This is a genomic window from Microbacterium esteraromaticum, assembly GCF_016907315.1.
In the GTDB taxonomy this organism is placed as follows: domain Bacteria; phylum Actinomycetota; class Actinomycetes; order Actinomycetales; family Microbacteriaceae; genus Microbacterium; species Microbacterium esteraromaticum.
The window spans coordinates 1,127,912-1,152,337 of record NZ_JAFBBS010000001.1; the positions used below are offsets into that span (position 1 = coordinate 1,127,912).

A 24,426-nucleotide genomic window follows, 5' to 3' on the forward strand; every position below is an offset into this window, starting at 1 on the left:
GGCATCGTGTCCATTTCTGAATCGCAGCGCCCGTCGCCGAACTCCACGCTGATCGAGCGCACCGGCATCGAGATCATCCCCGAGTCGCAGCGCACCGCCAGGCCGCGCGACCTGTTCTGGCCCTGGTTCGCCGCGAACGTGTCGGTCTTCGGCATGTCGTACGGCTCGTTCGTGCTCGACTTCGGCATCTCGTTCTATCAGGCCACGGTCGTGTCGATCATCGGCATCGTCGTATCGTTCCTGCTCTGCGGCCTGATCGCGATCGCCGGCAAGCGCGCATCGACGCCGACCATGGTGCTCTCTCGTGCCGCGTTCGGCGTGCACGGGCAGAAGGTGCCAGGCATCGTGTCGTGGCTGACCTCGATCGGATGGGAGACGTTCCTGGCGATCATGGCGGTGCTCGCGACGGCAACCGTGATCACGCGGCTCGGCGGCGACGGAGACAGCGTCACCCTCAAGATCATCGCCACGGTGATCGTCGCGGCCCTCATCGTCACCGCCTCGGTGCTCGGCTACCACACGATCATGAAGCTGCAGTCGGTGCTCACCTGGGTGACCGGCGTCGTCACGATCCTCTACATCATCCTCGCCGCCCGGAGCATCGACCTCGCGGCCGTGCTCTCGCAGCCGAAGGGCAGCGCCGGGCAGGTCATCGGCGCACTGGTGATGGTCATGACCGGATTCGGGCTGGGCTGGATCAACATCGCCGCCGACTGGTCGCGGTACCAGAAGCGCACGGCATCCGACGGCGCGATCGTGTTCTGGAACACGTTCGGCGGCGCCATCGCCCCGGTCATCCTGGTCGTTTTCGGCGTTCTTCTCGCCGGCTCCGACCCCGACCTCAGGGCCGCCGTCGCCGCTGACCCGATCGGTGCCCTCGCCTCAATCCTGCCGCTCTGGGTGCTCGTGCCGTTCTTGCTCACCGCCGTGCTCGCCCTCGTCTCGGGCGCCGTGCTCGGCATCTACTCCTCCGGCCTCACGCTGCTCAGCCTCGGCATCCGCATCCCCCGGCCCGCCGCCGCCGGCATCGACGGTCTCATCCTCACCGTCGTGACGATCCTCGTCGTGTTCGGCGACCAGGGCTTCCTCGGCCCGTTCCAGTCGTTCCTCATCACGCTCGGCGTGCCGCTCGCCTCGTGGGCCGGCATCCTGATCGCCGACATCCTGCGCCGGCGTCGCGACTACGACGAGGCCGCCCTGTTCGACCCGAAGGGTCGCTACGGCGCCTGGGACTGGATCTCGATCGGCACCATGATCGTCGCCTCGATCATCGGCTGGGGCCTCGTCATCAACCTGTTCGCAGATGACGCCCCCTGGAACAACTGGCAGGGCTACCTGCTGCCGCTCATCGGCGGAAAGGACGGCGAGTGGGCATACGCGAACCTCGGCGTCTTCCTCGCCCTGGTGCTGTCGTTCGTCATCACGTGGTTCGCGCGCGCGGGGCGAATCCGGCGTCAGGAATCGGGCGCGTGAGCCACACGGAAGGGTGGCTGGTCGTCGTCGACCCGCAGAACATCTTCGCCTCGCGGGACTCGGCGTGGGGATCGCCGTTCTTCGACGAGGCGATGCAGGGCATCCGGCGTCTCGCCGATCGCTTCGGCGAGCGCGTGCTGGTGACGAGATGGATGCCGACGGCAGACCGCTCGACCTCGTGGGGCGAGTACTTCGCCGCGTGGCCCTTCGCCGATCAGCCGCCGACGGATGCCCTCTTCGACCTCGTTCCCGAGGCGACCGCGCTGTCACCGCATCCGACCCTCGACCTGCCGACGTTCGGCAAGTGGGGCGGTGAGCTCGAGGCGATCGTCGGCCGGGGCGCGCACGTGGTGCTCGCCGGCGTTTCGACCGACTGCTGCGTGCTCTCGACCGCACTGGCAGGGGCGGATGCCGGGGCCAGGATCACCGTCGCGACCGACGCCTGCGCGGGGTCGACCGCCGATAACCACGCGGCCGCGCTGCACGTGATGGGCCTCTACCCGCCGCAGATCACTCTGCAGACGACCGACGAGATCCTGGCCTGAGCCGCCGGCCCATCGCGAGATCACCGCATCGCACCGAGCGCACCACGTGTCAGCGCCGGCAGCCGGTGCACTCGACGAGATGCGGCGCATTCGGCATCGCCGAGGCCAGGGTCACGGCTCCCAGGTGTGCACCGGCTCGCCGGAGTGCATCCGCTCGAGGTACTCGCCGAGCATGCCGTGCAGAGCCTGCGAGCGCGACTCACCCGCCGCCTCGCGAGCCGCGACGTGCGCCCGCTGCCAGGTGGCGCCGTTGCGTCCGGTCAGGCAGCGCTGCTCGATGATGCCGAGGTAGCGGTCGCGCACCTCGGACGTCGCGCCATAGGCATCCAGCCCCCCGGCGGCCAGCGGCAGCAGGCGCCGCAGCACCAGCTCGCGCGGCCCGACCCAGCCGACGCCGGGCCAGTACAGCCGAGACTCGATGCCGTCGCGGGCGGCGGAGTGCAGGTTCTCCTCCGCCGCATCGAAGGTCATCTGCGTCCACAGCGGACGGTCGGCCTCCGCGAGCGAGCGGACGAGACCGTAGTAGAACGCGGCGTCGGCCAGTACGTCGGCGATGCTCGGTCCCGCAGGCAGCACCCGGTTCTCGAGGCGCAGGTGGTAGCCGCCGTCCTGCGTGTCGTAGATCGGCCGGTTCCAGCGGTACACCGTGCCGTTGTGCATCCGCAGCTCCGACAGCGTGGGGATGCCGCCTCGGGCCAGCACCTCGAACGGGTCCTCGTCGCTCGAGACCGGCAGCAGGGCCGGGAAGTACCGCGAATTCTCTTCGAACAGGTCGAAGATCGACGTGATCCATCGTTCGCCGAACCACACCCGGGGGCGCACGCCCTGGTTCTTGAGCTCCTGCGAGCGCGTGTCGGTGGCCTGCTCGAACATCGGGATGCGGGTCTCGTGCCACAGCGCCCGGCCCGCGAAGAACGGCGAGTTCGCTGCGAGCGCAACCTGCACGCCGGCGATCGCCTGCGCGGAGTTCCAGTACGACGCGAACTCCTCCGGAGGCACCTGCAGGTGCAGCTGCACCGACGTGCAGGCCGCCTCGGGCAGGATCGTGTCGCACACGATGTCGAGGGTCTCGCGGCGGCCGCCGTCGCTCAGCGCGTGACCGTCGAGTCGCAGCTCGATGTCTTCGCCGCGGGCGGCGAGCACCTGCTGGCCGAGCAGGCTGTAGCGGGGGTCCTTCGAGAGCCACTCCTCGGTGAAGTGGTGCTCGTCGAGGGTTGGCAGCATGCCGATCATCGCCAGCCCGCAGCCGACGTCGTGCGCGCGATCGTCGGCGGCGTTGAGGGCGGCCCGCAGCACCTTCTCGAGTTCGTGGATGTTGCCCGTCGTGATGGGGCGAGGCGCCACGTTGATCTCGACGTTGAACTGCCCGAGCTCGGTCTGGAATGCGGGGCTCGCGATCGCCTCGAGCACCTTCTCGTTCGACATCGCCGGCTCGAACCTGTCGTTGACGAGGTTCAGCTCGATCTCGAGTCCGAGCTGCGGCTCCGACACATCGAACTGCCCGTCGGCGAGCATCGTGGCGAGGGCGTCGAGGCACCTGCGCACCTTGCTGCGGAACAGGGTGCGATCCTGCCGCGAGAAGCTCTGAACGGCGACACTGTCTCCCATGCGCAGAACGTACCCGAGGTGCCGATCCCGCGTCCACCCGCGTGCCATTTCACGATTGTGACGACCGACACAATACTGATACATTCGCAGGCATGGCCACCGGCGACAACGAACGCACCCTCGAAGAAGGCATCGTCACCGATCTCAAGGACCGGATGACGTACGGCTCCTACCTCGATCTCGACCGGCTGCTCAGCTCCCAGCATCCGGTGTCTCAGCCCGAGCATCACGACGAGATGCTGTTCATCATCCAGCACCAGACGACCGAGCTCTGGCTCAAGCTCGTGCAGCACGAGCTGGGCACCGCGCGCGACCGTCTCGCCGGCGACGACCTGCGCTCTGCTCTCAAGCACATCGCCCGCGTCAAGCACATCCAGGAGGTGCTGACCCAGCAGTGGTCGGTGCTCGCCACCCTCACCCCCACCGAGTACGCCGAGTTCCGCGGCGCCCTCGGCAACTCGTCCGGCTTCCAGTCGGTGCAGTACCGTGCGGTCGAGTTCGCCCTCGGCAACAAGAACGAGCGCATGCTCGGCGTCTTCCGCGACCACCCCGAGAACCTCGCGATGCTCACCGCCGAGTGGGAGCGCCCCACCCTGTACGACGAGTTCCTGCGCTACGCGTCGCGTCGCGGGCTGCCGATCCCCGCCGCGGTGCTCGAGCGCGACGTGCGCGAGCCGTACCGTGAGCACCCCGAGCTCGTCGACGCCATCCGCGAGATCTACGAGAACCCGCACGAGCACTGGGATCTGTACGAGGCGTGCGAGGAGCTCGTCGACGTCGAGGACAACTTCCAGTTCTGGCGGTTCCGGCACCTGCGCACCGTCACCCGCACGATCGGCATGAAGGTCGGCACCGGCGGGTCGAGCGGCGTGAGCTTCCTGCAGCGCGCTCTCGACCTCACCTTCTTCCCCGAGCTCTACAGCGTGCGCACCGAGATCGGGCGCTGAATGCGACGGGTCACCTTCTTCGACGGCGAGGGCATGCGCGAGGGCATCCTCCTGCCGCGCGACGGCGCGCCCGTACTCGTAGACGGTGATGCCCGGCCCGGCACTTCCCGCCTCGACGGCGTCATCACCGGGCTGTTCACCGACCACCACGTGCATCTGCAGCTCGTCGATCACACGCTGCTGGCCGGCTCGCGCCTCGGCCGCGTGGTCGACCTGGGCGCGAACCCGGAATGGATCGCCGACGTGTCCCGTCACAACTCCGGAGATTCGGGCCCTGATGACGACGCGGAGACCGATTTCGGGCGCGTCGGGCAGGTTTCTCCGGAGTTGCGCCGGCCGGTCGTCGAGTACGCAGGCCCGTTCCTCACCGCCCCTGGCGGGTATCCCTCCGACCGGGCCTGGGCCCCCGCGGGTTCGGTGCGGGAGATCCCGGATGCCGCGCACGCGGCGCGCGCGGTCGACGAGCTCGCCGCAGCAGGGGTCTCGCTGATCAAGGTCGTCGCGCACAGCGATGCGGGCCCGGTGCTCGACGACGAGAGCTTCCGTGCCGTCGTCCAGCAGGCAGCCGTGCGCCGCCTGCCGGTCGTCGCGCATGCCGAGGGCGCCGGGCAGGCGCAGCGCGCGGTGCGGCTCGGCGCGACCCGCCTGGCGCACGCCCCCTTCAGCGAACCGCTGAGCGATGCCGAGATCGCCGCCCAGGCGGCATCGGCGTCGTGGATATCGACCATGGCCGTCCATAAGGGCGACGCGCTCGCGATGGTCATCGACAACGTGCGACGCTTCGTCGCGGCGGGCGGCGAGATGCTCTACGGCACCGACATGGGCAACGGCCCCACCCCCGTCGACCTGCGCGAGACCGAGGTCGACGCACTGCGCGCCGCCGGCATCGACGGCGTCGACCTGCTGGCATCCCTCTCCCCCGCCGACCCCTTCGACGGCGGACCCCTGCTTCTGCTTCCCGACGGCGACCCGAACCGGGCACGCCGTCTCACCATCGACGACATCACGGAGCCGTGACATGACCGACATCACCGACGAGCTGCTCGCTGAGGCCCGCAAGCTCGACCAGGCCGACCCGCTCGCTCACCACCTCGCCGAGTTCGCCGACGCCCCCGGCGTCACCGCCTACCTCGACGGCAATTCGCTGGGTCGCCCGCTGCGCGACCTGCCCGAGAAGGCTGCGGCGTTCATCCGCGACGACTGGGGCACGCGTCTCATCCGCTCATGGGACGAGCAGTGGATGGAGCTGCCCATGCGGCTCGGTGACCGCATCGGCGCGATCACCCTCGGTGCCGCCGCGGGCCAGACGGTGGTCGCCGACTCGACGAGCGTGATGCTCTACAAGCTCATGCGTGCCGCCGTCGCCGCACGCCCCGGCCGCGACGAGATCGTGATCGAGGCGGGCAACTTTCCGACCGACCGATTCATCGCGGCCGGCGTCGCGAACGAGACCGGCGCGACGCTGCGCTGGGTCGAGCCGGACCCCATCAGCGGCGTCACCGCCGAGCAGGTCGGAGAGGTGGTTTCCGAGCGCACCGCGCTCGTGGTGCTGAGCCACGTCGACTACCGCTCGGGCTCGCTCGCCGCCATGCCCGAGATCACCAGGGTGGTCAAGGACACCGGCGCCCTCATGCTCTGGGACCTCTGCCACTCGGCGGGCGTCGTGCCGATGCAGCTCGACGAATGGGGCGTCGACATGGCCGTCGGGTGCACCTACAAGTACCTGAACGGCGGCCCCGGCTCGCCCGCCTTCGGCTACCTCCGGGCCGAGCACCACGGCACCGTCACCCAGCCGATCCACGGCTGGTGGGGCGCGGCCGACATCTTCGCGATGGGGCCCGAGTACGCCCCGGTCGGAGGCATCCGCCAGCTTCTCAGCGGAACCCCGCCGGTGCTGTCGATGCTCGCGATGCAGGGCATGCTCGACCTGATCGAGGCCGAGGGCGTCACCGCGGTGCGGGCGAAGTCGATCACGCTCACCGAGTTCGCCATCCGGGCATACGACGCACTCCTGGCGCCGCTCGGCGTGCGGCTGCTCTCGCCCCGCGAGGCGTCTCGCCGCGGCGGTCACGTGACGATCGGGCACGACTCGTTCCAGGAGGTCACGAAGCAGCTGTGGACCGACGGGGTCATCCCCGACTTCCGGTTCCCCGACGGCATCCGCCTCGGACTGTCGCCGCTGAGCACCTCGCACGAGGAGACCCTGCGCGGCGTCATCGCCGTGCGCGACGCGCTGCAGCCATGACGCCCGCCTTGCCGCTCGCCGCAGCGGAGGTGGTGCTCGACGACATCGAGGCGCGACCGGGCAGCACCACCTCGCTGCTGCGCACGCTGATCGGTCTGTACCTGCGTCCGCTCGGCGGGCGCATCCCGTCTGCTGCTCTCGTGCGCCTGGCCGGAGACCTGGGAATCCCCGCGGCGCGTGCCCGCACCGCGATCACCCGGCTCAAGCAGCGCGGGCTGCTGCTGGCGACGGCGGAGGCCGGGTACGAGCTCAACCCGGCGGCGCTGCCGATGCTCGAACGCGGCGACCGCCGCATCTTCGCCGTGCGCACGATGGCAGCGGGAGACGAGTGGATGCTCGTGTCGGCGACCATCCCCGAGACGCGCCGCGACCTGCGGCATCAGCTGCGCCGCCGCCTGCACTTCCTCGGCGCCGGTGCGGTGACGGCCGGGCTCTGGATCCTGCCGGCGCACCTGACCGAGGAGGTCGAGCAGCTGCTCGACGAGCTGGATGCCAGGGCGTACGCGACCCTGTTCCGCACGAGCGATCCGATGCCCGCCGAGCCGCTCGCGGATGCGGCCGCGCGGTGGTGGGACCTGCGTGCGCTGCGCGCGGAGCACGAGCGGTTCCTCGCATCCGTCGCCGACCTCGACCCCGGCCGGCCCTTCGCCGCCTACGTCCGGCTCATCGACAGCTGGCGCGTGCTGCCGTACATCGACCCCGGCCTTCCGGCATCCCTGCTGCCTGCCGACTGGCCGGGCGCGCGCAGCGTGCGCGAGTTCGAGCGGCTGTCGGCCGCGCTGGGGCCGGGGGCACGGGAGCACGTGCACGGCGTCGCCGGTCGAAGCTGACAGGATCGGAGCATGAAGAACTCCGTCAAGGCCGTCATCATCACCGGCGGCCTGGTCATGCTGCTGCTGATCGGCCTTCTCGTGTGGGCGGTCGCGCAGCGCGCCGAGTCCGAGAACGACCCGAAGCCTCAGGTGCTGCGCGAGGAGTCGCACGTGCTCGATGACGGCGGACCCGACGCGGTGACCGTCGTGGAGTTCCTCGACTTCGAATGCGAGGCGTGCGGCGCGTTCTACTCCGTCGTCGAAGAGCTGCGTCAGAAGTACGACGGGCAGATCACCTATGCGGTGCGCTACTTCCCGCTGCCCGGCCACGTGAACTCGATGAACGCCGCACTCGCCGCCGAAGCCGCAGCGCAGCAGGGCGAGTTCGAGGCGATGTACCAGCGGCTGTTCGAGACGCAGGCCCAGTGGGGCGAGGCCGCCGAGCCCGACCCGGCGGTCTTCCGCACTCTGGCCGAGGAGATCGGCCTCGACATGGCTGCCTACGACAAAGCGGTGAAAGACCCCGCCACCTCCGAGCGCGTGCGCCGCGACAGGTCGGAGGGCACCTTCCTGGGTGTCGAGGGCACGCCCACGTTCTTCGTCGACGGGCAGATGCTCACGCTCGAGAAGTGGGGCGACCTCGAGAAGGCGATCATCGAGGCGCAGTCGCGCTGACGGGAGGGGCGCGAGCCCCCTCCGCCGGCGGACGTCAGCCGAGTTCGCGCACGAACGCGTCGACGTGCTCGCGAAGGCGCAGCATCCGCAGCTCGCGGGCGAGCTCGCGGTCGTACCCCTCGTACGCGAGAGCGGGCAGCCGGCGCACGTTGGCCGAGCAGCCGAAGTTCTCGCAGATCAGCGTGCCGATGGTGTCGCCGTTGCGTCCGGCGGCACCGGCCTTGCGCGCCGAGAAGAACTGCGCGTCGTTGCGCAGTGTGACGTCATCGCACCACGAGCACTGCGCGCGCCGGCGCGTTCGCTGCTCGGCGCGCTGCAGGAGGACCCCCACCGGTTCGCCATCGACCTCGGCGACGACGTAGGCGCGGCGGGGCATCTTCGGGTCGAACCAGCCGAGGTAGTCGAGTTGCTCGAAGTCGATGCGATCGAAGTCGGGGGGCAGGGTCAGAGACGACGCCTCCTTGCGGGAGGCGTTGCGGAAGGATGCGCGGATGGCGCGCTCGTCGATGGGACGCATGAGAGAGTGCTTTCTGGTCGAGATGCCGACGGGCGTCGGCGAGGACTGGGGCATCCTTCAGATCGGATGCCGGATACCACGAGCCACCGGTGACGGGAGTTCCGCCGCCGGATCGCTCTCAGCCTCTGCCGTCGGCGCGCGACGCGCCGACGATCACCTCTCGCGCCGGAAAGGCGCACTCTGCAGACAACACGGCGTCCAGTGTACGCCGCCCGTGTTTCGCCCCGTGTCGGCGCCGCTCGACGCACCTGCGACCCGGACGTACTCTCGGTTCATCCGATCGTGAGGAGAACCACCGTGAACACGCCGCAGACCCGCCTTTCGCCCCTCGAGGTGCGTGAGCGTGCGGCGTGCATGTGCGACCACGGCGACGTCTGCTCCTCCTTCGCCCCTGGGCATGCTCTGCACCTCATCCAGGCGCGGATGGCGTCGGCCACCCCGCTGAGCTGGGTGGATGGCGTCGTCGAGGCCGCGGATGCGGCATCCGGACGCATCCGCATGCGCACGCTCGACGGCGAGCTGATCTCGCTCTGGAGCGCCGGCGGAGCCGCGCTCGAGGCGCCGGCGGGAACGCCGGTCGCGCTGCACGGTGCCTACGACGTGCTGGCCGTCGGCCGCGTGCTGTACAACGTCGCGCGCTGACCGCGGCGCTGTCGAATCGCTCGAATGGCTGCGAACGGCGGCCGAGAACGACCAGATGAGCGATTCGAACGTGGCCTGTGAGCCGGGGTCAGGACGCCATCTTCATCATCATGTCGCGCATGGCCATGCATGCGTCCATGCACCCCTTGCAGGCCTGAGCGCACATCCGGCAGACGTCGCTGTGCTCGGCGTGCTGTGCGCACTCATCCATGCACATGCTGCACATGGCGATGCAGGCGTCGAGCATCGACATCATCACGGGTGCGGTCATGCCCTGCATCCGCAGCATCGAGCGCATCGTAGTGCCGCACATGTCGGCGCAGTTCATGCACGCGACACTGCAGTCCATCATCTGCGTCGAGCAGACCGTACAGGCCTGCTCGCATGCCGCACAGGCATCCATGCAGGCCTGCATGACCGACATGTCCATCATCTCCATGCCGGACGACTTCATCTCCGTCGCCATCGCGTCCATCATCATCGAATCCATGGCTCGCACCGCCTTCATCGTCCGATCACACACCGGGTCTTCGACGGGGCAGGTCGTCCCGCCTGCGGCCAGAGTACGCCTGCGCACGGCGCACGTCGATGGCCGGGAGTAGGGTCACCCTGTGCCCACGTTCACGCCCCTGCAGCGATTGGTCGTCTCGGTCGCCGTGCTGGCCTCTTTCGTCACCTTCCTCGACGGCACGGTGGTCACCGTCGCGCTCCCGGCGATCAGCCGCGAACTCGGCGGCGGCATCGCCACGCAGCAGTGGGTGGTCGACGCGTACCTGATCACGCTGAGTGCGCTGATCCTGCTGGCGGGTTCGCTGTCGGATGCCTACGGCCGCGTGCGCGTGATGCGGATCGGCCTCATCGCCTTCGGCATCGCGTCGCTCGCCGTCGCGGCCGCCCCCGATCCGCTGGTGCTGATCATCGCCCGCGCTGCGCAGGGTGCTGCGGGCGCGCTGCTCGTGCCGAGCTCGCTGGCGCTGATCACGGCGACCATGCGCGGCGAGGTGCAGTCGCGCGCCATCGGCGTGTGGACGGCGTTCACCACTGCGGCGCAGCTCGTCGGCCCGCTCATGGGAGGCCTGTTCGTCGATCTGCTGACCTGGCGGTTCGTCTTCCTCATCAACGTGCTGCCGATCGCTGTGAACCTCGTACTGCTCGGCCGACTGCATCTGCCCGAACACGAACGCGACGTGCGGGTCGACTGGGTCAGCGGAGTGCTGTGCGCGCTCGGACTGGGCGCGGTGGTCTTCGCGCTGATCGAGCAGGAGCGGCTCGGGTGGACATCGCCCTGGATCTGGATGCCGGGCGCGGCCGGTCTCGTGCTGCTCGCGGTCTTCGTCTGGCGGCAGGCCCGCTCGGCGCATCCGCTGCTGCCGTTGTCGATGTTCACCGTGCGCAACTTCGGGTGGGGGAACATCTCGACCCTGTTCATCTACGCGGCGCTCTCGCTGAACGGCTTCGTGATCGGCGTCTATCTGCAGCAGGGCCCCGGGCTCAGCGCCACCGCGGCTGGGCTCGCGAGCCTGCCGATCACGGTGCTGATGATCCTGCTGTCGTCGCGAGCCGGTGCGTGGGCGGGACGCCTCGGGCCGCGGCTGTTCATGACGGTGGGCCCCCTGCTGATGGCGGTCGGAGCCCTGCTGCTGCTCACCGTCGGCCGCGACTTCGACTACTGGTGGCAGGTGCTGCCGTCGATGATCGTGCTCGGCCTCGGTCTCGCGCTCACGGTCGCCCCGCTCACCTCGGCGATCCTCGGCGCGATCGACGAGCGCCGCAGCGGCATCGCCTCGGCGGTCAACAACGCCGTCTCCCGCGTGGCCGGCCTGCTGGTGGTCGCCCTCCTGTCGACCATCGTCGGCGGGTCGCTCGACCTCGACGGGTTCCACAGCGCGGCGACCGTCACGGCCGCGCTGTTCGCCGCGGGCGGTGTGGTGTCGTGGATCGGCATCCGGCGCAATCCGGCCGAGCCCACAGCGGACTGACCAGGGGACGCTGAGCCGAGTGCCACCCGAGACTGTCGCGCCGTCGGCACGAGCGCAACCCCTCGCGCCGAATGCCCGCGGCGTGATGTGCTGATCCCATGACCCGCAGGACCAGGACACGACGACGGCGATCGGCGAGACACCGCCGTTCTTCTTCGGCCGCGTTCCTGGCATCCGGCCTCTGCTACGCAGCCAACTGCGCGCTCGGCGCGGCCGTCGCGACCCGCCTGATCGACACCCGCCGGTTCCGCTGGGTGCATCACGCGCTCTACATCGCGACCGTCTCGACCACGATCCTCGCCCTCGTCGCCGGCATCCGCGGCGATCGACGGGCAGCTCTCACGCTCTCCCCCGCGCTGGTGCCCCTCGCCGTCATCCCCTATACGGGCACGCACACCCGCCGGCATCCGCTCATCGCCCTCACCGCCGCGCCGTTCATCGTCGCCGGCGTCGTCACCTCCCGCCGATAGGAGCACCATGGAATTCCTCGACGTCGTCCGCCGACGAAAGACCACCAACGGGCCGTTCCTGCCCGACCCCGTGAGCGAAGAGCACCAGCGACTGCTGATCGAGGCCGCGAGCCGCGCACCCTCGCAGTTGAACAGCCAGCCGTGGCGGTTCGTGGTGATCGAGCAGCGCGAGACGATCGAGCGCATCGCGAAGATCTCGGGCGAGAGCATGACCGAGGTCATGTCGAACGGCACGTTCTTCGAGCGCTACAAGCCCTACTTCCGGTTCAGCCAGGCGGAGATGGAGCAGAAGCGCAGCGGGATGCTGTTCGACAAGCTGCCGGCGGTGCTGCGGCCCTTCACCAGCCAGGTGTTCACCTCGCGTGGCCAGAAGCTGATGAACTCACTCGGCGTTCCGAAGACGCTCGGGTCGGAGAACGCGAAGCTCGTCGCCGGCTCGCCTCTGCTGCTCGGCGTGATGCTCGACCGCAGCGAGTACCGACCAGGCGAGCTGTCGTCGTTCTACTCGGTGTTCAGCATGGGCGCTGCGATGGAGAACATCTGGCTGACCACGGTCGAGCTGGGGATGGGCATCCAGTTCATCTCTTTCCCGATGGAGGCGCCGGGCCGGTGGGACGAGATCATCGAGCTGCTGCATGTGCCTGACGATCTCGAGCTCATGGCCGTCTACCGGCTCGGGTATCTGCCCGCCGAGCAGCGGCGGCCCGCGATCGACTGGTCGAGCTCGCAGCGCAAGCTGCCCTCGCAGTTCGTGTTCCGTGAGACCTGCGAGACGCCGCAGCAGGGCTGGGACGGCTGACGGTGAGGCGCGTCGGGCCGACACCATCGACGGATGCCCTGATCGGGCCCGTCGCCGCGCCCGACGTGCACGTGATGACCTTCAACATCCGCCGCGCCGGAGACGGGATGCTGCACAGGCGCGCCGATCGGTGGACGTGGCGGGAGCCCGCGGTTCGTGACCTGCTCGCGGCCGAGCGGCCGACACTGCTCGGGCTGCAGGAAGCACTGCCGAGGGTCATGGCGAGCGTGCGCGACTCGCTCGGCGCCGGGCACCGCGCGATCGGCATCGGGCGCGGCTCGGACGGCCGCGGCGAGGGCACCCCGATCGTCTTCGACCCCGCGCGCCTCGAGCTGCACGACTGGGGCCAGCACGCGCTCTCGGATGAGCCACACCGATCGGGCTCGACGGGGTGGGGCAACCTCATCCCGCGGGTCGTCGTCTGGGCCGAGTTCGCCGAGCGGGCCACGCGTGCCCGATTCCTCGCGGTGAACACGCACTTCGACCACCTGTCGTCGCGATCACGTCTGCGGTCGGCGATCAGCATCCGCCGACTGGTCTCGGAGCGCGGGCTGCCCGCGGTCGTGACGGGCGACCTCAACGCCGGGGCAGGCTCGCCCGCCGTGCGCGCGCTGCACGAGCACGGGGTGCTGGCCGATAGCTGGGACACGGCGATCGACAGACGCGGTGCACGCTGGGGCACCTACCCGGGGTACCGCGCACCGCGCATCGGCGGGCGCGTGCTCGACCGCATCCTGACGACGCCCGGCGTCCGGGTGCGCACAGTCGCTGTGAACACCGCGGCACCCGGCGGGCGCCGCCCGTCGGATCACCTGCCCGTGCACGCGGTTCTGCGCTTCGAAGAGGAGCAGGCATGAAAGAGGACTTCCTGCGTCCGCCCCGCACCGCGGCGGAGTGGACGGCCGATGCCCTGCGGGTCGTCGGCATCCTGGGTGTGGTCGCGGCCGCGCTCTGGCTCAAGCCGACCACTGCGGGCGTCGCCGCGTTCGCCCTTCCCGCGCTCATGCTGCCCCGGATGCTGGGCTTTCAGGGCTGGTTCGACACCGCCGCCTGTGCGACGGTTCTCGTCGCAGCCTGGAGCAACCTGCTCGACCTCTACGCCGCGATCCCCTCATGGGATCTGGTGGTGCATTTCGCGTGCACCGGTGTGCTGGCCGTCATCGCCGCCGAGGTGCTGACCCGTGCCGACGTGGTCGGGATCACGGCAGCCGCGCGACCGCGCTCGAGGACTCCTCTGGTGCTCGTCCCCCTCATCGCGCTCGCGCTGAGTGCCGTCTGGGAGATGATCGAGTGGTTCGGGTCGGTGTACATCAGCGACGCGATCCACGTCGGCTACCAGGACACCATCGGCGACATGATCCTCGGCGGGCTGGGCGGAGTGGCGGCCGGAGTCGTGCTGACGCTGCTCGACGTGCGCCGCCCGGCGGATCCCGGGCCCGACGCGCGTCGCACGCCCGGCGCGGGTGAGGCTCGCGACTGTGACGAGGCAATCCCGCACAGGTGAACACCCCTGGGCAGGGGTGTCGCGTGGCTACAATCCAGGTGGGGGGCAGAGAGGCGGTGGCATCTCCATGCCAGCACAGGCGCTCCCCCCGGCGCCACCGGAACGGATCTTCATCGGCCGCGACGTCGAACTCGCGCAGCTGATCGATCTGGCACGTTCCGGCCTCACGAGCGGTCTCTTCATCGTCGTGCGCGGCGAGGTCGGCATCGGCAAGAGCGCCCTCATCGATGCCGCCGTGGCTCAGGCGCCCGCCTCGCGAACGGTGCTGCGCGGAGCGGCGGATGCCATGGACCGCCGCCGCGCCTACGGCATGCTGCTCGACGCGCTCGCCCCGCTGCTCACCGAGCAGGATCGGCGGACGGCGGCAGAGCAGAACGAGCACGTCGCGGGCGAGCGGCTGCTCTCGGCCATCGACTCGTCGACCCGCGAGCCCGCCGTGCTCGTCCTCGACGATCTGCACTGGGCCGACGCCGCGTCACTGCGGCTGCTCACACGACTCAGCCGCAGCCTCGCCCACCTCCCGCTCGCGATCGTCGCGTCGCTGCGCACCCAGGCCAGTCACGAGGTCGCGCCCGAGCTCGATCACCTGCTCGGCGTGCTCGACGAGAAGGACCTGCTGCGCGCGGTCGACCTGGCGCCGCTGCCCCAGCCGATGTGCGACGCGATCACCGAGCGCCTCACCGGAGCGAGAGTCGACGCGACGCTGCGCCGGTACGTCGCCGCGGCGGGAGGGAACCCGCTGTTCCTCACCGAGATGGTGCGCGCGCTGCTGCGCGACGGCGCGGTGACGGTCGGGCCTCGCGGCGCCTCGCTGCACAGCATCCCCGCCGATCCGTCGCCCTCGCTCGCGATGGTCATCATGCGCCACCTCAGCCATCTCGATCTGGCGACCCGTGAGCTGCTCACCACCGCGGCCCTGCTCGGAACGCGGTTCTCGGTCGCGCACCTGCGGCTGGTGGCCGACCGGCCGATGGGAGAGCTGGCCCCGCTGCTGCGGCAGGCGTACGCGGCCGGGTTCCTCGCCGAGATCGACGACGACACCCTCGGCTTCCGCCATGAGCTCATCCAGAACGTCCTCCTGCACGACGTGCCGACGGCGGTGCGCGCGCAGCTGCATCGCGACGTGGCCCTCACCCTCGACTCGGCGGGAGTGCCGGCAGCCACCGTCGCCGGCCACGTGCTGCGGGCACCGACGCTCGGAGAGGACCTTCCCTGGCTGCTCGAACTGGCGCAGCGCACGGCCGCGGCGGCTCCCGTGACCGCCGCGGAGCTCTGGGAACGGGTCGCGTCCGAGACCGACGCATCGGATCCGCAGCACATCGCAGCGATCGCCGGTCTGGCACGCACAGCGCTGAGCGGCGGCCGTGCTCGCGCCGCAGGAGAGCTGGCGGCAACCGCGCTCGCGCACCTGCGCGGCGCCGAGTCCGGCATGCCGCTGCGCGGCATCGAGCTGCGGTCTCTGCTGCTGCAGAACCGGCACGTCGAGACGCTGCACCGGGCGCGCGAGTACGCGGCGTCGCCCGGCCTTCCCCCCGCCGAGCGGGCGGCGCACCTCGTCTTCGGCGGGTGGCCCGCACTGCTTCTCGGCGATCCGGAGACAGCGCTCCGGCTCGCCGACGAGGGCACCGCACTCGCCACGCAGAGCGGCAACACGGCCGCCGAGATCACCGGATTGACGCTGCGTGGCCTGATCGTCAATGGGCGCGGCGACCTCGACGACGCGGTGCGGCTGCTCACCAGGGCGGTGGAGCTCGCCGAGCAGCATCCGTCGGTCGCCGCGATCGAGGCGTTCCCCCACGCCTGCCTCGCCGTCGCCCTCGCCGACGTCGAACGGCACGACGAAGCCACGGCGATGCTGGCCCGCAGCATCGAGATCTGCGAGCGGTTCGGCTTCCGCGCCGGAATCCTCACCACACGCACGCTTGCGGCGCACGCACGCACCCACAGCGGCAATCTCGCCGACATCGCCACAGAGCTCGAGGCGCACACGGCGCTGCTCGACGCGATGGACGTGCGTCTCGACCCGCCGGTGCGCGGACTCCGCGCATGGGTCGTCGCGTTGCAGCGCGGGCCGGATGCCGCGCGCGCAGCGGCCGCCGACGTCGATCCGTCGCAGAGCCGCACGGCGTGGCGCTGGCGGGGCAGCTCGTGGGTCTGGCTCGGGCACAGTCAGCTCGCTCGCGCCCGCGGCGACGCCGCCGCCACCAGGGAGACGATGTGGCGCGGCTGGCAGGACCTGCACGGCGCCGGACTGCTGATGGACTGCGCCGAGATCGCCCTCGACGTCATCGAGCTGTGGCGAGGGCAGCCCGATCGGTGCGATGAGGTGGTCGAGGCGATGGATGCCCTCGCCGCCAGGAACCCGGAGGTCGCGCACCTCCAGGCGGCCGCACTGGCGGTGCGGGGCGTCGCCGAGAGCCGTGCCGATGCGCTCATCGACGCGGAGCAGCTGCTCGCCGCGACCCCTCGGCGCCTCGACCACGCCCGCGTCGCCGAGCACGCGGCTCTCGCCCTGCCCGCCCGCGACGACCGTGCGCGCGTCCTCGCCGAGGCGTCGCTGCACTCCTACGCCGAGGTCGGGGCCGATCACGAGGCGAGGCGCGCCGGGGCATCCTTCCGACGAGCGGGCATCTCGGTGCGGGTAGCCGCGCGCGTCCGCCCGTCGTCGGGCTGGGAGGCGCTGACCCGCACGGAAGAGCGCATCGCGCGGCATGTCGCCACGGGCGAGACGAACCTCGAGATCGCTCAGGAGCTGTTCATCTCGCGACGCACCGTCGAGACCCACGTGTCGAACATCCTCACCAAGCTCGGACTGCGCTCGCGCACCGAGCTCGCCGTCCACTTCGCCCACCGTCTCGATGCTCGCAGCGCCCGTTCGGCGGCCGATCGCTGAGTTCCCCGCGGTTCGCGGCATGATACTCGTCGCACGCGTCGCCGTCACGCCCCTGCCCCTCGGCCGCGACCCGGAGTGCAATGGCCGCATGACTCACCACAACGGAAACCCCGACGAGCACCACGACGCAGCCGCCGACGCCGGTCAGAACGACGCCGCGCAGACCGCCGACGAGGCGCTGCCCGACGGCCAGTTCGACAGCCAGCAGATGCCGACCACCGACGGCGAGCCCGCCTCGAACGACGATCCCGCCGCAGACGCAGGCGCGGAATCGCAGGAAGAGGGCGATGCCGCGATGCGGGCTGCCGAAGAGGCGACGAAGAACGACTGATCACACGACCGCTCACCCCGCGGCCGGCAGCGCGGTAGGGTCGCTCGCATGAGCGACCAGGGCGACCTCGAGACCATCGCCGCTGAGCTGTACGCCGCACCGCCCGAGTCGTTCATCGCGACCCGCAATGCGCGCGCCGGCGAGGCCGGCGAGGCGGAACTGGCGAGGGCGGTGCGGGCGCTCCGCAAGCCGAGCGTCGCCGCGTGGGTGGTCAACCTGTTCGCGCGCGACAGGGCTGCACGACTCGGTCAGGCGCTGCAGCTGGCCGCCGAGCTGCGCGAGGCGCAGGAGGATCTCGATGCGGCGACACTGTCGCAGCTCGGACGACAACGGCGCGCGCTGACGAATCAGCTCGCCGTCGAGGCCGCCTCGCTGGCGACGGCGCAGGGCGCGCGCGTGACCGACGCGACGCTGGAAGCGGTGCGGCAGACCATCTCGGCGGCGTTCTTCGACCCCGATGCGGCTGCGGCCGTGGCATCCGGACGCCTGGTGCGCGATCTGGAGCCGACCGGATCCGTCGACCTCGACGCGGCCGTCGCAGGAGGGCGGCCCGCGGCTCCCGCGGCACCGGCGCCCGTCGCCGACGAGGTCGCCGCTCGGCGCGAGCGGCGCAAGGCCGAGCAGGCCCTGCGCGATGCCGACAAGGCGCGGGAGCGCGCCGAGCGCGCTGTCGAGAAGGCGGACCGCGATGCCCGGTCGGCGCGTGGCCGTCTGGATCAGCTGGCCGCACGTATCGCCGAGGTCGAGAAGGAGCTGTCGCGACTGCGGGCTGATCGTCAGCAGGCCGAGACGGATGCCGCCGGCGCAGAGTCCTCGCGCGCCGAGGCGGCGGAGGCGCTGACCGAGGCGCAGCAGCGGCTCGACACGCTGCGGGCTGAGTGACTCGCGCGGACTTACACCGTAAGGCACAGGATGGCAAGGGCCCTGGGTCAGGGCCTCCCCGGGCTTAGACATGGTGCACCGATCCACCGATCGGTCCGCGAAAAGGAGCACTCATGTCGGACAATTTCGAGACGACCAGCCCGAGCGGTTCGGGAGCACCCGCCTACGGCGCGGACGCGCAGCCGCACGGCTCGCAGACGCAGCCGGGGGGATCGCAGATGCCGCCGTCTGGCACGCACACGCCCTCCTCGGGCTCGCAGGGCAAGGTCGATGCCGCCAAGCACGAGGCATCTGATCTGAAGGACAGCGCCACCGGCCACGCGAAGGATGTGGTGGGCGCGGCCAAGGACGAAGCCTCTGCCGTCATCGGCGAGGCGAAGATGCAGGCCAGGGACCTGTACGCACAGACTCAGCGCGAGCTGCGCGATCAGGCGAACACCCAGCAGCAGCGACTCGCCACCGGACTGCGGTCCGTCGGCGACGAGCTCGGCTCGATGGCGAACAGCTCCACGGGAACGGGCATCGCCGCCGACCTGGTGCAGCAGGCATCCGGACGCGTGTCAGCAGCAGCCACCTGGCTGGGCGATCGCGATCCCGGCGCGGTGCTGACCGAGGTCAAGCGCTACGCACGCCGCAAGCCGGGCACATTCATCCTGGCGGCGGCGATCGGCGGAGTCATCATCGGCCGGCTGACCAGGGCACTCGCAGCCGACGCATCCGATCAGAAGCACGCCGCAGCGCAGACGCCGCCTGCTCCGCCGGCACCGCCGATGCCTCCGGCCCCGCCGGTGCCTCCCGTGACGCAGGTGCAGCCGGATCACTCGGCCCCCACCCTGACCGGCGGCACGTCCGCAGGCGCCACCGAGACGCCGCTGTACACCCAGACCCGCTCGACCCGAGCGGATGCCAGCGGGGAGGCCGGCTATGACCGACCCGACACCATCTGAGCAGAAGGCCGCATCGACATCGCTCGGTGAGCTGCTGGGCGAGGTGTCTCGAGACATCTCCACGCTGATGCGACAGGAGGTCGCGCTGGCGAAGGCAGAGCTCAAGGAGTCGGCGGCGAAGTCCGCCAAGGGCGCGGGGCTGATGGGCGCAGCGGGTTACAGCGCGCTGATGGCCGTGTTCTTCCTGTCGATGGCGCTCTGGTGGGCGCTGGGCACCCTCATCGGCGGCGGATGGTCGGGAGTCATCGTCGCCGTGATCTGGGCGGTGATCGCCCTCGTGCTGTTCATGGTCGGACGTGGCCAGCTGCAGGAGGTCGAAGGAGCACCGCAGACCGTGGAGACCCTCAAGGAGATCCCGGACACGCTGAAGAGAAATGAGGAGAACCGATGAGCAATTCAGCCGATGAGATCCGCTCGGACATCGAGCGGACCCGTCAGGACCTCGGCATGGACGTCGACGCCCTGGCAGACAAGGTCACCCCGTCGAAGATCGTCGACAGGCAGATGGGCAAGGTGCGGGGCGCGTTCGGCTCGGTGCGCGACCGCGTGATGGGCGCCGCTGACGACGCCAGCTCGTCGATCTCGGATGCCGGTGCGCATGCCGGCGACGTGAAGGACCGGGTCGTGTCGAAGGCCGAGGGCAATCCTCTCGCCGTCGGCCTGATCGCCTTCGGCGCCGGTCTGGTGCTGGCCTCGCTGTTCCCCGCTTCGTCGAAGGAGAAGGAGATCGCCTCGACGGTGAAGGATCAGGCTCAGCCGCTGATCGACGAGGCGACGGATGTCGCCAAGGAGGTCGGCGAGCACCTGAGGGAGCCGCTGGCGGCGTCGGTCGACTCGGTCACCGCCACGACCAAGGACTCGGTCGCCGCGGTGAAGGAAGAGGCGCAGTACGCCGCGAGCGAGGTCAAGCACGACGCTCAGGATGCACGGGACAACGTCGCGAACAGCTGACGCGCTCTCGCATGATGCGGGCGGGCTCCGGTTTCGGAGCCCGCCCGCTTCGCGTCGTCAGTGCTGACGAGCCAGGCTGTTCTCGAGGCGGTCGAGCAGCGCCTCGAGGGCGACCTCGAACTCCTCGCGGCTGCGGTCTTCGCTCAGCTTCTCGCGCAGTCGGAACACCTGCGGAGCGCGGGCCTCTGCTTCCGGCTCGTCCTGCTCCGCGGTGGTGTCGGGCGGCGGCTCGACGGGATCGTCATGCACGGCGGCCTCGAGCAGCAGCTGCCCGAGCAGGAAGCTCGAGAACGACCGATAGGTCGCGACGGCCTGCGCATCGGTGAAGCCGCGCTCCAGAAGCGCGGTGAGGAAGGCATCGACGACCTCGATGCTGCGCAGCGGAGGTCGAAGCCAGGGCGCCGCCGGGTTCCGCGACGCGACGAGCGGGAACGCACGCGGGTGCTCCACGGCGATCACGCGCACCTGATGAGCGATCGCCTGCAGGAACCCCTGCCAGTGCGCGGCCACCTCGTCGTCGAGGGTGCTGACGAGGTCGCTCATGAGCAGGGCGACCACGCCCTCGAGCAGGTCTTCACGGCCGCGGATATAGCGGTAGAGCGACATCGCCTCGACGTCGAGGGCCTGTGCGAGCGAGCGCATCGAGACCGCGTGCACGCCCGATTCGTCGATCTGCGCGAGCGCGGCCGCGACGATCGACTCACGGGTGAGCCCTCGCCCCCGCGAGCCGCTTCTCGCTGAGTCCTGCGGCAGCTCGTGCACGTGCCGATCCTATCCCCGGGTTCTCGGAGCGGGCGGTTCAGGCCGTGCGGATCGGATGCTCGTGCACGGCCGTGCTGAGGTGGGAGCCGTTGAGCTCGAGATAGAGCTGGCGTTCGGTGACCGAGACCGTCATCGTGTTGCGGCGGGCGAGCGCTGCTGCGGCGTCGTCGAGAAAGCCGGCGTCGAAGCTGTGGAGCACGATGGCATCGGCCGCGTGGATGGTCTTGCCTGCCCAGTTCGCGATCACCTTCGCCGGATCGCGGTACGTGTAGACGACCGTGCGGTCGGCGAGTTTGCTGCCGTAGTGCAGCCGGGTCGCGTCGGGCGCACCGACCTCGATCCACGCGGTGATGCGGCCGGTGAGGTCGCGCACGAGCACGGCCGGCTCATCGGTCGCGGCGACGCCCTCGGTGAACGCGATGCCCTCTTCGTACTCGAGGCAGTACGCCAGCAGCCGGGTGAGCATGTAGGCGTCGGCCTCGGAGGGATGCCGCGCGACGCGCAGCGTCAGCTCGTCGTAGACGCCGCGGTCGACGTCGGCCAGCTGTACATCGAAGGTGTGGATCGTCGCGCCTGCAGCCATGAGATCCGAGCTTACGCGGGCGCGGTGCCGGATCCTTCTGGCGCCACGAGGTCGAGCACCCATTCGTTCATGGTCAGCGCCTTCTCGCGGAACGTCTCGGTGAAGGTTCCCACGAGCGTGAAGCCGTTGCGGCGGCAGACCCCGTTCGAGGCGGGGTTGTCGACGCCGGGGCAGGCGATGAGCATCCGCCTCCCGTCGCGGTGCGCACGAGCATCCGGAACGACGGCCGCGAGGGCGGCCGACGCGATCCCCCTCCCCTGCGCCTCGGGCAGCACGAACCAGCCGGTCTCGAACGCCGGCTCCTCACGCCAGACCGTTCTCCAGTAGCCGATCGAGCCGACCGGATGCTCGTCCTCGACGATCACGAACAGGCGCGATTCGCCCGACGCGACGTGACGCAGATAGCGCTCATGCCTTGCGATCAGCTGCTGCTCGGTCTCGGGCCCGTTCAGATGCTCGGTCATCTCCGGCGTGTTCGCCTGCCGGAGCAGCGGCAGGTCGGCGTCCGACCACAGGCGGAGAGAGAGGGTTGCCATCGATGGAGTCTCGCACCGGGCGCAGACATCCGCCACCGATCCGCTCGGTCAGCAGGTGGGGCTGCGGACACCCGCGGCACGATCTCGTCCTTTCGATCGATGACCGCGGACAGCCGCGGTGATGGTGTTGATGACATGCCAGATTCTGTTGCCCCTGCACGGTTCGCGGACCGGTTGACCTCTCGCCGAGGCGCCTGGGTCTCCCTCGGACTCGTCCTTCTCATCATGACGACGCTCTTCGGCCTCTTCGGTTCTGCGAAAGCCCCGGAGGGCACCGCCCAGGCGCCGGCGAGCAGCGAGTCGGCGAAGACCGCAGCGCTGATGAAGGAGTTCCCGAATGCCGACCGCCAGTCCGTGCTCGTGGTGGCATCGCGCGATGACGGCGAGAACCTGTCGGACCGCGATCTCGCAGCGCTGACCGAGCTGCTGCCCGTGCTCGACGAGCACGCGGACGCTGCCCCTTCGGGCCCGCTGGTGAGCGAAGACGGTGAGGCGGCTCTGCTGGTCGCGCCGATCAGGGTCGGAGGCAGCAGCACCGAGGCCGCCGAGGTCATCGGCGACATTCGTGCGGATCTCGCCGACAGCCCCGTCGACGGCCTGACGCTTCAGCTGACGGGCGGTCCCGCGTTCGGTGCAGACGTGGTGTCTGCCTTCGCCGGTGCCGACCTCACGCTGCTGCTGGTCACGATCCTGATCGTGGCGATCCTGCTGATCGTCACCTATCGCTCGCCCGTGCTCTGGCTGATTCCGCTGGTCGTGGTCGCTCTGGCCGATGGCCTGGCCGGGCGGATGACCGCAGCGGCGGGCGCTGCATGGGATCTGCAGTTCGACTCGGGCATCATCAGCGTGCTGGTCTTCGGCGCCGGCACGAACTACGCGCTGCTGCTCATCTCGCGGTACCGCGAGGAGCTGCTTCAGACCGATGACCACAGGCGGGCCCTGAGCTCCGCCTGGCGCCAGACGGTTCCGGCCATCGTCGCATCGAACGTCACGGTCGTGCTGGCGCTGCTCACCCTCGTGCTCGCCGTGATCCCCGGCACGCACGGTCTCGGCATCTCCAGCGCGATCGGGCTGCTGATCGCCCTCGGAGCGGTGCTGTTCCTTCTTCCGCCGCTGCTCGCCGTGTGCGGACGCGGAGTGTTCTGGCCGTTCGTCCCGCGCCCTGGTCAGGGCAGGACGCAAGGGCGGGGGTGGCGAGCCGTCGCAACCAGGGTCGTGCGTCGGCCGGGACTCAGCCTGCTTGCGGCGGGTGCACTGCTGGCAGTCATGGCTGCCGGTCTGATCGGCACCTCCGTCGGGCTCGACCAGGTGCAGAAGTTCCGGGTGCAGTCGGAGTCGGCGACCGGCCTGCAGGTGCTGGCCGAGCACTTCCCGCCCGGCGACGCTCAGCCTGTCTTCGTCGTCACGCGCACCGCCGAGACGGATGCCGTGCTCTCAGCGCTCGAAGGCGTGGAGGGCATCGTCAGGGCGCATCCGGTCGGCACGAGCGTCGACGACTCGCTGACCCAGATCATGGTGACGAGCGAGTTCTTGCCGAGCTCGTCCGAGAGCCTGGATCAGATCACGGAACTGCGCGATGCGGTGCATCAGGTGCGCGGCGCGGACGCGGTCGTCGGCGGGGCTGTCGCAACCGACCTCGACGCGCGAGCCGGGAACCAGCAGGACCTGTTCCTGATCGCACCACTCGTGCTGGCTGCCAGTTTCATCGTGCTGCTCGTGCTTCTGCGCTCGATCGTGGCACCGGTGCTGCTGCTGCTCGTGAACCTCGCCAGCGCCGTCGCCGCGATCGGGGCCGGGGCGTGGCTGAGCAGGGTGCTTCTCGGGCAGCATGCGCTCGATCTGCAGGTGCCGCTGCTGGCCTTCCTGTTCCTCGTCGCGCTCGGCATCGACTACACGATCTTCCTCGTGCATCGCGCACGCGCGGAGGCTGCGGAGCACGGCACCAAAGCGGGAATGGTCGAGGCGATCGCGCATACCGGGGGCGTGATCACCAGCGCGGGCATCGTGCTCGCGGCGGTGTTCGCCGCGCTCGGCGTTCTGCCGCTGGTCACCCTCGGTCAGCTCGGACTCATCGTGGGCATCGGCGTGATCGTCGACACCCTGGTCGTGCGCACCGTGGTCGTGCCCGCTGTCTTCGCACTGATCGGCGACCGGTTCTGGTGGCCAGGACGCCCGCCGGCCAGCCGACGGGTCACGTCACCCGAGGAGGCTGCGTCGGAGGCGGGCCGCCGTGAGTCTCGCGATCGCGTCATGACAGCACCGTGAACAGCGGAACGTCATCGATGCGACGGCTCGTGCCGCGGCTCGGTACGATCCGAAGCGTCG

Annotated in this window: 26 protein-coding genes; 20 read left to right on the plus strand and 6 right to left on the minus strand. The window is 70.1% G+C overall.

Annotation, left to right across the window (positions count from 1 at the left end; genetic code table 11):
* The first annotated feature begins 6 nt into the window (after positions 1-6).
* Both JOE67_RS05630 and JOE67_RS05635 read left to right on the plus strand, forming a co-directional pair.
* Positions 7-1,473: a purine-cytosine permease family protein gene (locus tag JOE67_RS05630; protein ID WP_420827636.1), complete on the plus strand. Its 1,467-nt coding sequence runs from the start codon at positions 7-9 to the stop codon at positions 1,471-1,473.
* Positions 1,470-2,018 carry a cysteine hydrolase family protein gene (locus JOE67_RS05635; protein WP_338041513.1) on the plus strand — a complete coding sequence of 183 codons (549 nt, stop codon included), beginning with the start codon at positions 1,470-1,472 and terminating at the stop codon, positions 2,016-2,018. Before JOE67_RS05630 ends, JOE67_RS05635 begins: the two co-directional genes overlap by 4 nt.
* 111 nt (positions 2,019-2,129) lie before the next feature.
* Here JOE67_RS05635 and JOE67_RS05640 read toward each other — a convergent pair whose 3' ends face one another.
* Positions 2,130-3,626, minus strand: a complete 1,497-nt coding sequence (locus tag JOE67_RS05640; RefSeq protein WP_204974522.1) for a glutamate-cysteine ligase family protein — start codon at positions 3,624-3,626, stop codon at positions 2,130-2,132.
* A 92-nt stretch (positions 3,627-3,718) separates the two neighbouring features.
* Between JOE67_RS05640 and kynA the strand changes: the two genes are divergently transcribed.
* The 5 genes from kynA to JOE67_RS05665 are packed head-to-tail and all read left to right on the plus strand — an operon-like array spanning position 3,719 to position 8,305.
* The gene (gene kynA, locus JOE67_RS05645; protein ID WP_204974523.1) at positions 3,719-4,573 is read left to right on the plus strand and encodes a tryptophan 2,3-dioxygenase; all 855 of its coding nucleotides are present in this window, start codon (positions 3,719-3,721) and stop codon (positions 4,571-4,573) included.
* Positions 4,574-5,590, plus strand: coding sequence for an amidohydrolase family protein (locus tag JOE67_RS05650; RefSeq protein ID WP_204974524.1), 1,017 nt, complete (start codon positions 4,574-4,576; stop codon positions 5,588-5,590).
* 1 nt (position 5,591) lies between these two features.
* A complete protein-coding gene (locus JOE67_RS05655) occupies positions 5,592-6,818 on the plus strand; it encodes a kynureninase (RefSeq protein WP_204974525.1) in 1,227 nt (408 codons plus the stop codon).
* On the plus strand, positions 6,815-7,648 hold the full coding sequence (locus JOE67_RS05660) for a PaaX family transcriptional regulator (protein WP_204974526.1): 834 nt from the start codon (positions 6,815-6,817) through the stop codon (positions 7,646-7,648). The genes JOE67_RS05655 and JOE67_RS05660 overlap by 4 nt, the downstream gene beginning before the upstream one ends.
* Before the next feature lie 12 nt (positions 7,649-7,660).
* Positions 7,661-8,305, plus strand: coding sequence for a DsbA family protein (locus JOE67_RS05665; protein WP_204974527.1), 645 nt, complete (start codon positions 7,661-7,663; stop codon positions 8,303-8,305).
* A 34-nt stretch (positions 8,306-8,339) separates the two neighbouring features.
* On the opposite strand, the gene JOE67_RS05670 is transcribed toward JOE67_RS05665, so the two are convergent.
* Positions 8,340-8,822, minus strand: coding sequence for an FBP domain-containing protein (locus JOE67_RS05670; protein WP_204974528.1), 483 nt, complete (start codon positions 8,820-8,822; stop codon positions 8,340-8,342).
* Between the two features lie 297 nt (positions 8,823-9,119).
* Between JOE67_RS05670 and JOE67_RS05675 the strand changes: the two genes are divergently transcribed.
* Positions 9,120-9,464: a hypothetical protein gene (locus JOE67_RS05675; protein ID WP_204974529.1), complete on the plus strand. Its 345-nt coding sequence runs from the start codon at positions 9,120-9,122 to the stop codon at positions 9,462-9,464.
* A gap of 88 nt (positions 9,465-9,552) precedes the next feature.
* Here the strand turns inward: JOE67_RS05675 and JOE67_RS05680 are convergent, their stop codons facing one another.
* Positions 9,553-9,954: a four-helix bundle copper-binding protein gene (locus JOE67_RS05680; protein ID WP_204974530.1), complete on the minus strand. Its 402-nt coding sequence runs from the start codon at positions 9,952-9,954 to the stop codon at positions 9,553-9,555.
* A 121-nt stretch (positions 9,955-10,075) separates the two neighbouring features.
* Between JOE67_RS05680 and JOE67_RS05685 the strand changes: the two genes are divergently transcribed.
* The 11 genes from JOE67_RS05685 to JOE67_RS05735 all read left to right on the plus strand — a co-directional run bounded on the left by JOE67_RS05685 (position 10,076) and on the right by JOE67_RS05735 (position 20,220).
* Entirely contained in the window at positions 10,076-11,443 is a 1,368-nt protein-coding gene (locus JOE67_RS05685) for an MFS transporter (protein ID WP_204974531.1), read from the plus strand.
* 98 nt (positions 11,444-11,541) lie between these two features.
* Entirely contained in the window at positions 11,542-11,913 is a 372-nt protein-coding gene (locus JOE67_RS05690; protein ID WP_204974532.1) for a hypothetical protein, read from the plus strand.
* A gap of 7 nt (positions 11,914-11,920) precedes the next feature.
* On the plus strand, positions 11,921-12,712 hold the full coding sequence (locus JOE67_RS05695) for a nitroreductase family protein (protein ID WP_204974533.1): 792 nt from the start codon (positions 11,921-11,923) through the stop codon (positions 12,710-12,712).
* 2 nt (positions 12,713-12,714) lie between these two features.
* Positions 12,715-13,569: an endonuclease/exonuclease/phosphatase family protein gene (locus tag JOE67_RS05700; protein ID WP_204974534.1), complete on the plus strand. Its 855-nt coding sequence runs from the start codon at positions 12,715-12,717 to the stop codon at positions 13,567-13,569.
* Positions 13,566-14,216, plus strand: coding sequence for a DUF2238 domain-containing protein (locus tag JOE67_RS05705; protein WP_204974535.1), 651 nt, complete (start codon positions 13,566-13,568; stop codon positions 14,214-14,216). Before JOE67_RS05700 ends, JOE67_RS05705 begins: the two co-directional genes overlap by 4 nt.
* 67 nt (positions 14,217-14,283) lie before the next feature.
* A complete protein-coding gene (locus JOE67_RS05710) occupies positions 14,284-17,109 on the plus strand; it encodes an ATP-binding protein (RefSeq protein ID WP_204974536.1) in 2,826 nt (941 codons plus the stop codon).
* Positions 17,110-17,128: 19 nt separating this feature from the next.
* Positions 17,129-17,440, plus strand: coding sequence for a hypothetical protein (locus JOE67_RS05715; protein ID WP_204974537.1), 312 nt, complete (start codon positions 17,129-17,131; stop codon positions 17,438-17,440).
* Positions 17,441-17,488: 48 nt separating this feature from the next.
* Entirely contained in the window at positions 17,489-18,322 is an 834-nt protein-coding gene (locus JOE67_RS05720) for a transposase (protein WP_204974538.1), read from the plus strand.
* A gap of 113 nt (positions 18,323-18,435) precedes the next feature.
* Entirely contained in the window at positions 18,436-19,269 is an 834-nt protein-coding gene (locus JOE67_RS05725) for a hypothetical protein (protein WP_204974539.1), read from the plus strand.
* Positions 19,247-19,660 carry a phage holin family protein gene (locus tag JOE67_RS05730; protein WP_204974540.1) on the plus strand — a complete coding sequence of 138 codons (414 nt, stop codon included), beginning with the start codon at positions 19,247-19,249 and terminating at the stop codon, positions 19,658-19,660. Before JOE67_RS05725 ends, JOE67_RS05730 begins: the two co-directional genes overlap by 23 nt.
* The gene (locus tag JOE67_RS05735) at positions 19,657-20,220 is read left to right on the plus strand and encodes a DUF3618 domain-containing protein (RefSeq protein ID WP_204974541.1); all 564 of its coding nucleotides are present in this window, start codon (positions 19,657-19,659) and stop codon (positions 20,218-20,220) included. The genes JOE67_RS05730 and JOE67_RS05735 overlap by 4 nt, the downstream gene beginning before the upstream one ends.
* A gap of 57 nt (positions 20,221-20,277) precedes the next feature.
* On the opposite strand, the gene JOE67_RS05740 is transcribed toward JOE67_RS05735, so the two are convergent.
* The 3 genes from JOE67_RS05740 to JOE67_RS05750 are packed head-to-tail and all read right to left on the minus strand — an operon-like array spanning position 20,278 to position 22,101.
* On the minus strand, positions 20,278-20,982 hold the full coding sequence (locus JOE67_RS05740) for a TetR/AcrR family transcriptional regulator (RefSeq protein ID WP_338041514.1): 705 nt from the start codon (positions 20,980-20,982) through the stop codon (positions 20,278-20,280).
* Positions 20,983-21,019: 37 nt separating this feature from the next.
* Positions 21,020-21,565, minus strand: coding sequence for a YaeQ family protein (locus tag JOE67_RS05745; RefSeq protein ID WP_204974542.1), 546 nt, complete (start codon positions 21,563-21,565; stop codon positions 21,020-21,022).
* An 11-nt stretch (positions 21,566-21,576) separates the two neighbouring features.
* A complete protein-coding gene (locus JOE67_RS05750) occupies positions 21,577-22,101 on the minus strand; it encodes a GNAT family N-acetyltransferase (RefSeq protein WP_204974543.1) in 525 nt (174 codons plus the stop codon).
* Between the two features lie 225 nt (positions 22,102-22,326).
* On the opposite strand from JOE67_RS05750, the gene JOE67_RS05755 reads away from it, so the two are divergent.
* The gene (locus JOE67_RS05755) at positions 22,327-24,366 is read left to right on the plus strand and encodes an MMPL family transporter (protein ID WP_239528004.1); all 2,040 of its coding nucleotides are present in this window, start codon (positions 22,327-22,329) and stop codon (positions 24,364-24,366) included.
* The last annotated feature ends 60 nt before the right edge of the window (positions 24,367-24,426 follow it).

Coding starts and splice junctions, on each gene's coding strand:
- JOE67_RS05720 (WP_204974538.1), top strand. CDS start 17,489: ATGAGCGACCAGGGCGACCTCGAGACCATCGCCGCTGAGCTGTACGCC.
- JOE67_RS05735 (WP_204974541.1), top strand. CDS start 19,657: ATGAGCAATTCAGCCGATGAGATCCGCTCGGACATCGAGCGGACCCGT.
- JOE67_RS05745 (WP_204974542.1), bottom strand. CDS start 21,565: ATGGCTGCAGGCGCGACGATCCACACCTTCGATGTACAGCTGGCCGAC.
- JOE67_RS05695 (WP_204974533.1), top strand. CDS start 11,921: ATGGAATTCCTCGACGTCGTCCGCCGACGAAAGACCACCAACGGGCCG.
- JOE67_RS05655 (WP_204974525.1), top strand. CDS start 5,592: ATGACCGACATCACCGACGAGCTGCTCGCTGAGGCCCGCAAGCTCGAC.
- JOE67_RS05715 (WP_204974537.1), top strand. CDS start 17,129: ATGATACTCGTCGCACGCGTCGCCGTCACGCCCCTGCCCCTCGGCCGC.
- JOE67_RS05660 (WP_204974526.1), top strand. CDS start 6,815: ATGACGCCCGCCTTGCCGCTCGCCGCAGCGGAGGTGGTGCTCGACGAC.
- JOE67_RS05650 (WP_204974524.1), top strand. CDS start 4,574: ATGCGACGGGTCACCTTCTTCGACGGCGAGGGCATGCGCGAGGGCATC.
- JOE67_RS05665 (WP_204974527.1), top strand. CDS start 7,661: ATGAAGAACTCCGTCAAGGCCGTCATCATCACCGGCGGCCTGGTCATG.
- JOE67_RS05730 (WP_204974540.1), top strand. CDS start 19,247: ATGACCGACCCGACACCATCTGAGCAGAAGGCCGCATCGACATCGCTC.
- JOE67_RS05690 (WP_204974532.1), top strand. CDS start 11,542: ATGACCCGCAGGACCAGGACACGACGACGGCGATCGGCGAGACACCGC.
- JOE67_RS05680 (WP_204974530.1), bottom strand. CDS start 9,954: ATGGATTCGATGATGATGGACGCGATGGCGACGGAGATGAAGTCGTCC.
- JOE67_RS05755 (WP_239528004.1), top strand. CDS start 22,327: ATGACGACGCTCTTCGGCCTCTTCGGTTCTGCGAAAGCCCCGGAGGGC.
- kynA (WP_204974523.1), top strand. CDS start 3,719: ATGGCCACCGGCGACAACGAACGCACCCTCGAAGAAGGCATCGTCACC.
- JOE67_RS05750 (WP_204974543.1), bottom strand. CDS start 22,101: ATGGCAACCCTCTCTCTCCGCCTGTGGTCGGACGCCGACCTGCCGCTG.
- JOE67_RS05705 (WP_204974535.1), top strand. CDS start 13,566: ATGAAAGAGGACTTCCTGCGTCCGCCCCGCACCGCGGCGGAGTGGACG.
- JOE67_RS05710 (WP_204974536.1), top strand. CDS start 14,284: ATGCCAGCACAGGCGCTCCCCCCGGCGCCACCGGAACGGATCTTCATC.
- JOE67_RS05640 (WP_204974522.1), bottom strand. CDS start 3,626: ATGGGAGACAGTGTCGCCGTTCAGAGCTTCTCGCGGCAGGATCGCACC.
- JOE67_RS05725 (WP_204974539.1), top strand. CDS start 18,436: ATGTCGGACAATTTCGAGACGACCAGCCCGAGCGGTTCGGGAGCACCC.
- JOE67_RS05670 (WP_204974528.1), bottom strand. CDS start 8,822: ATGCGTCCCATCGACGAGCGCGCCATCCGCGCATCCTTCCGCAACGCC.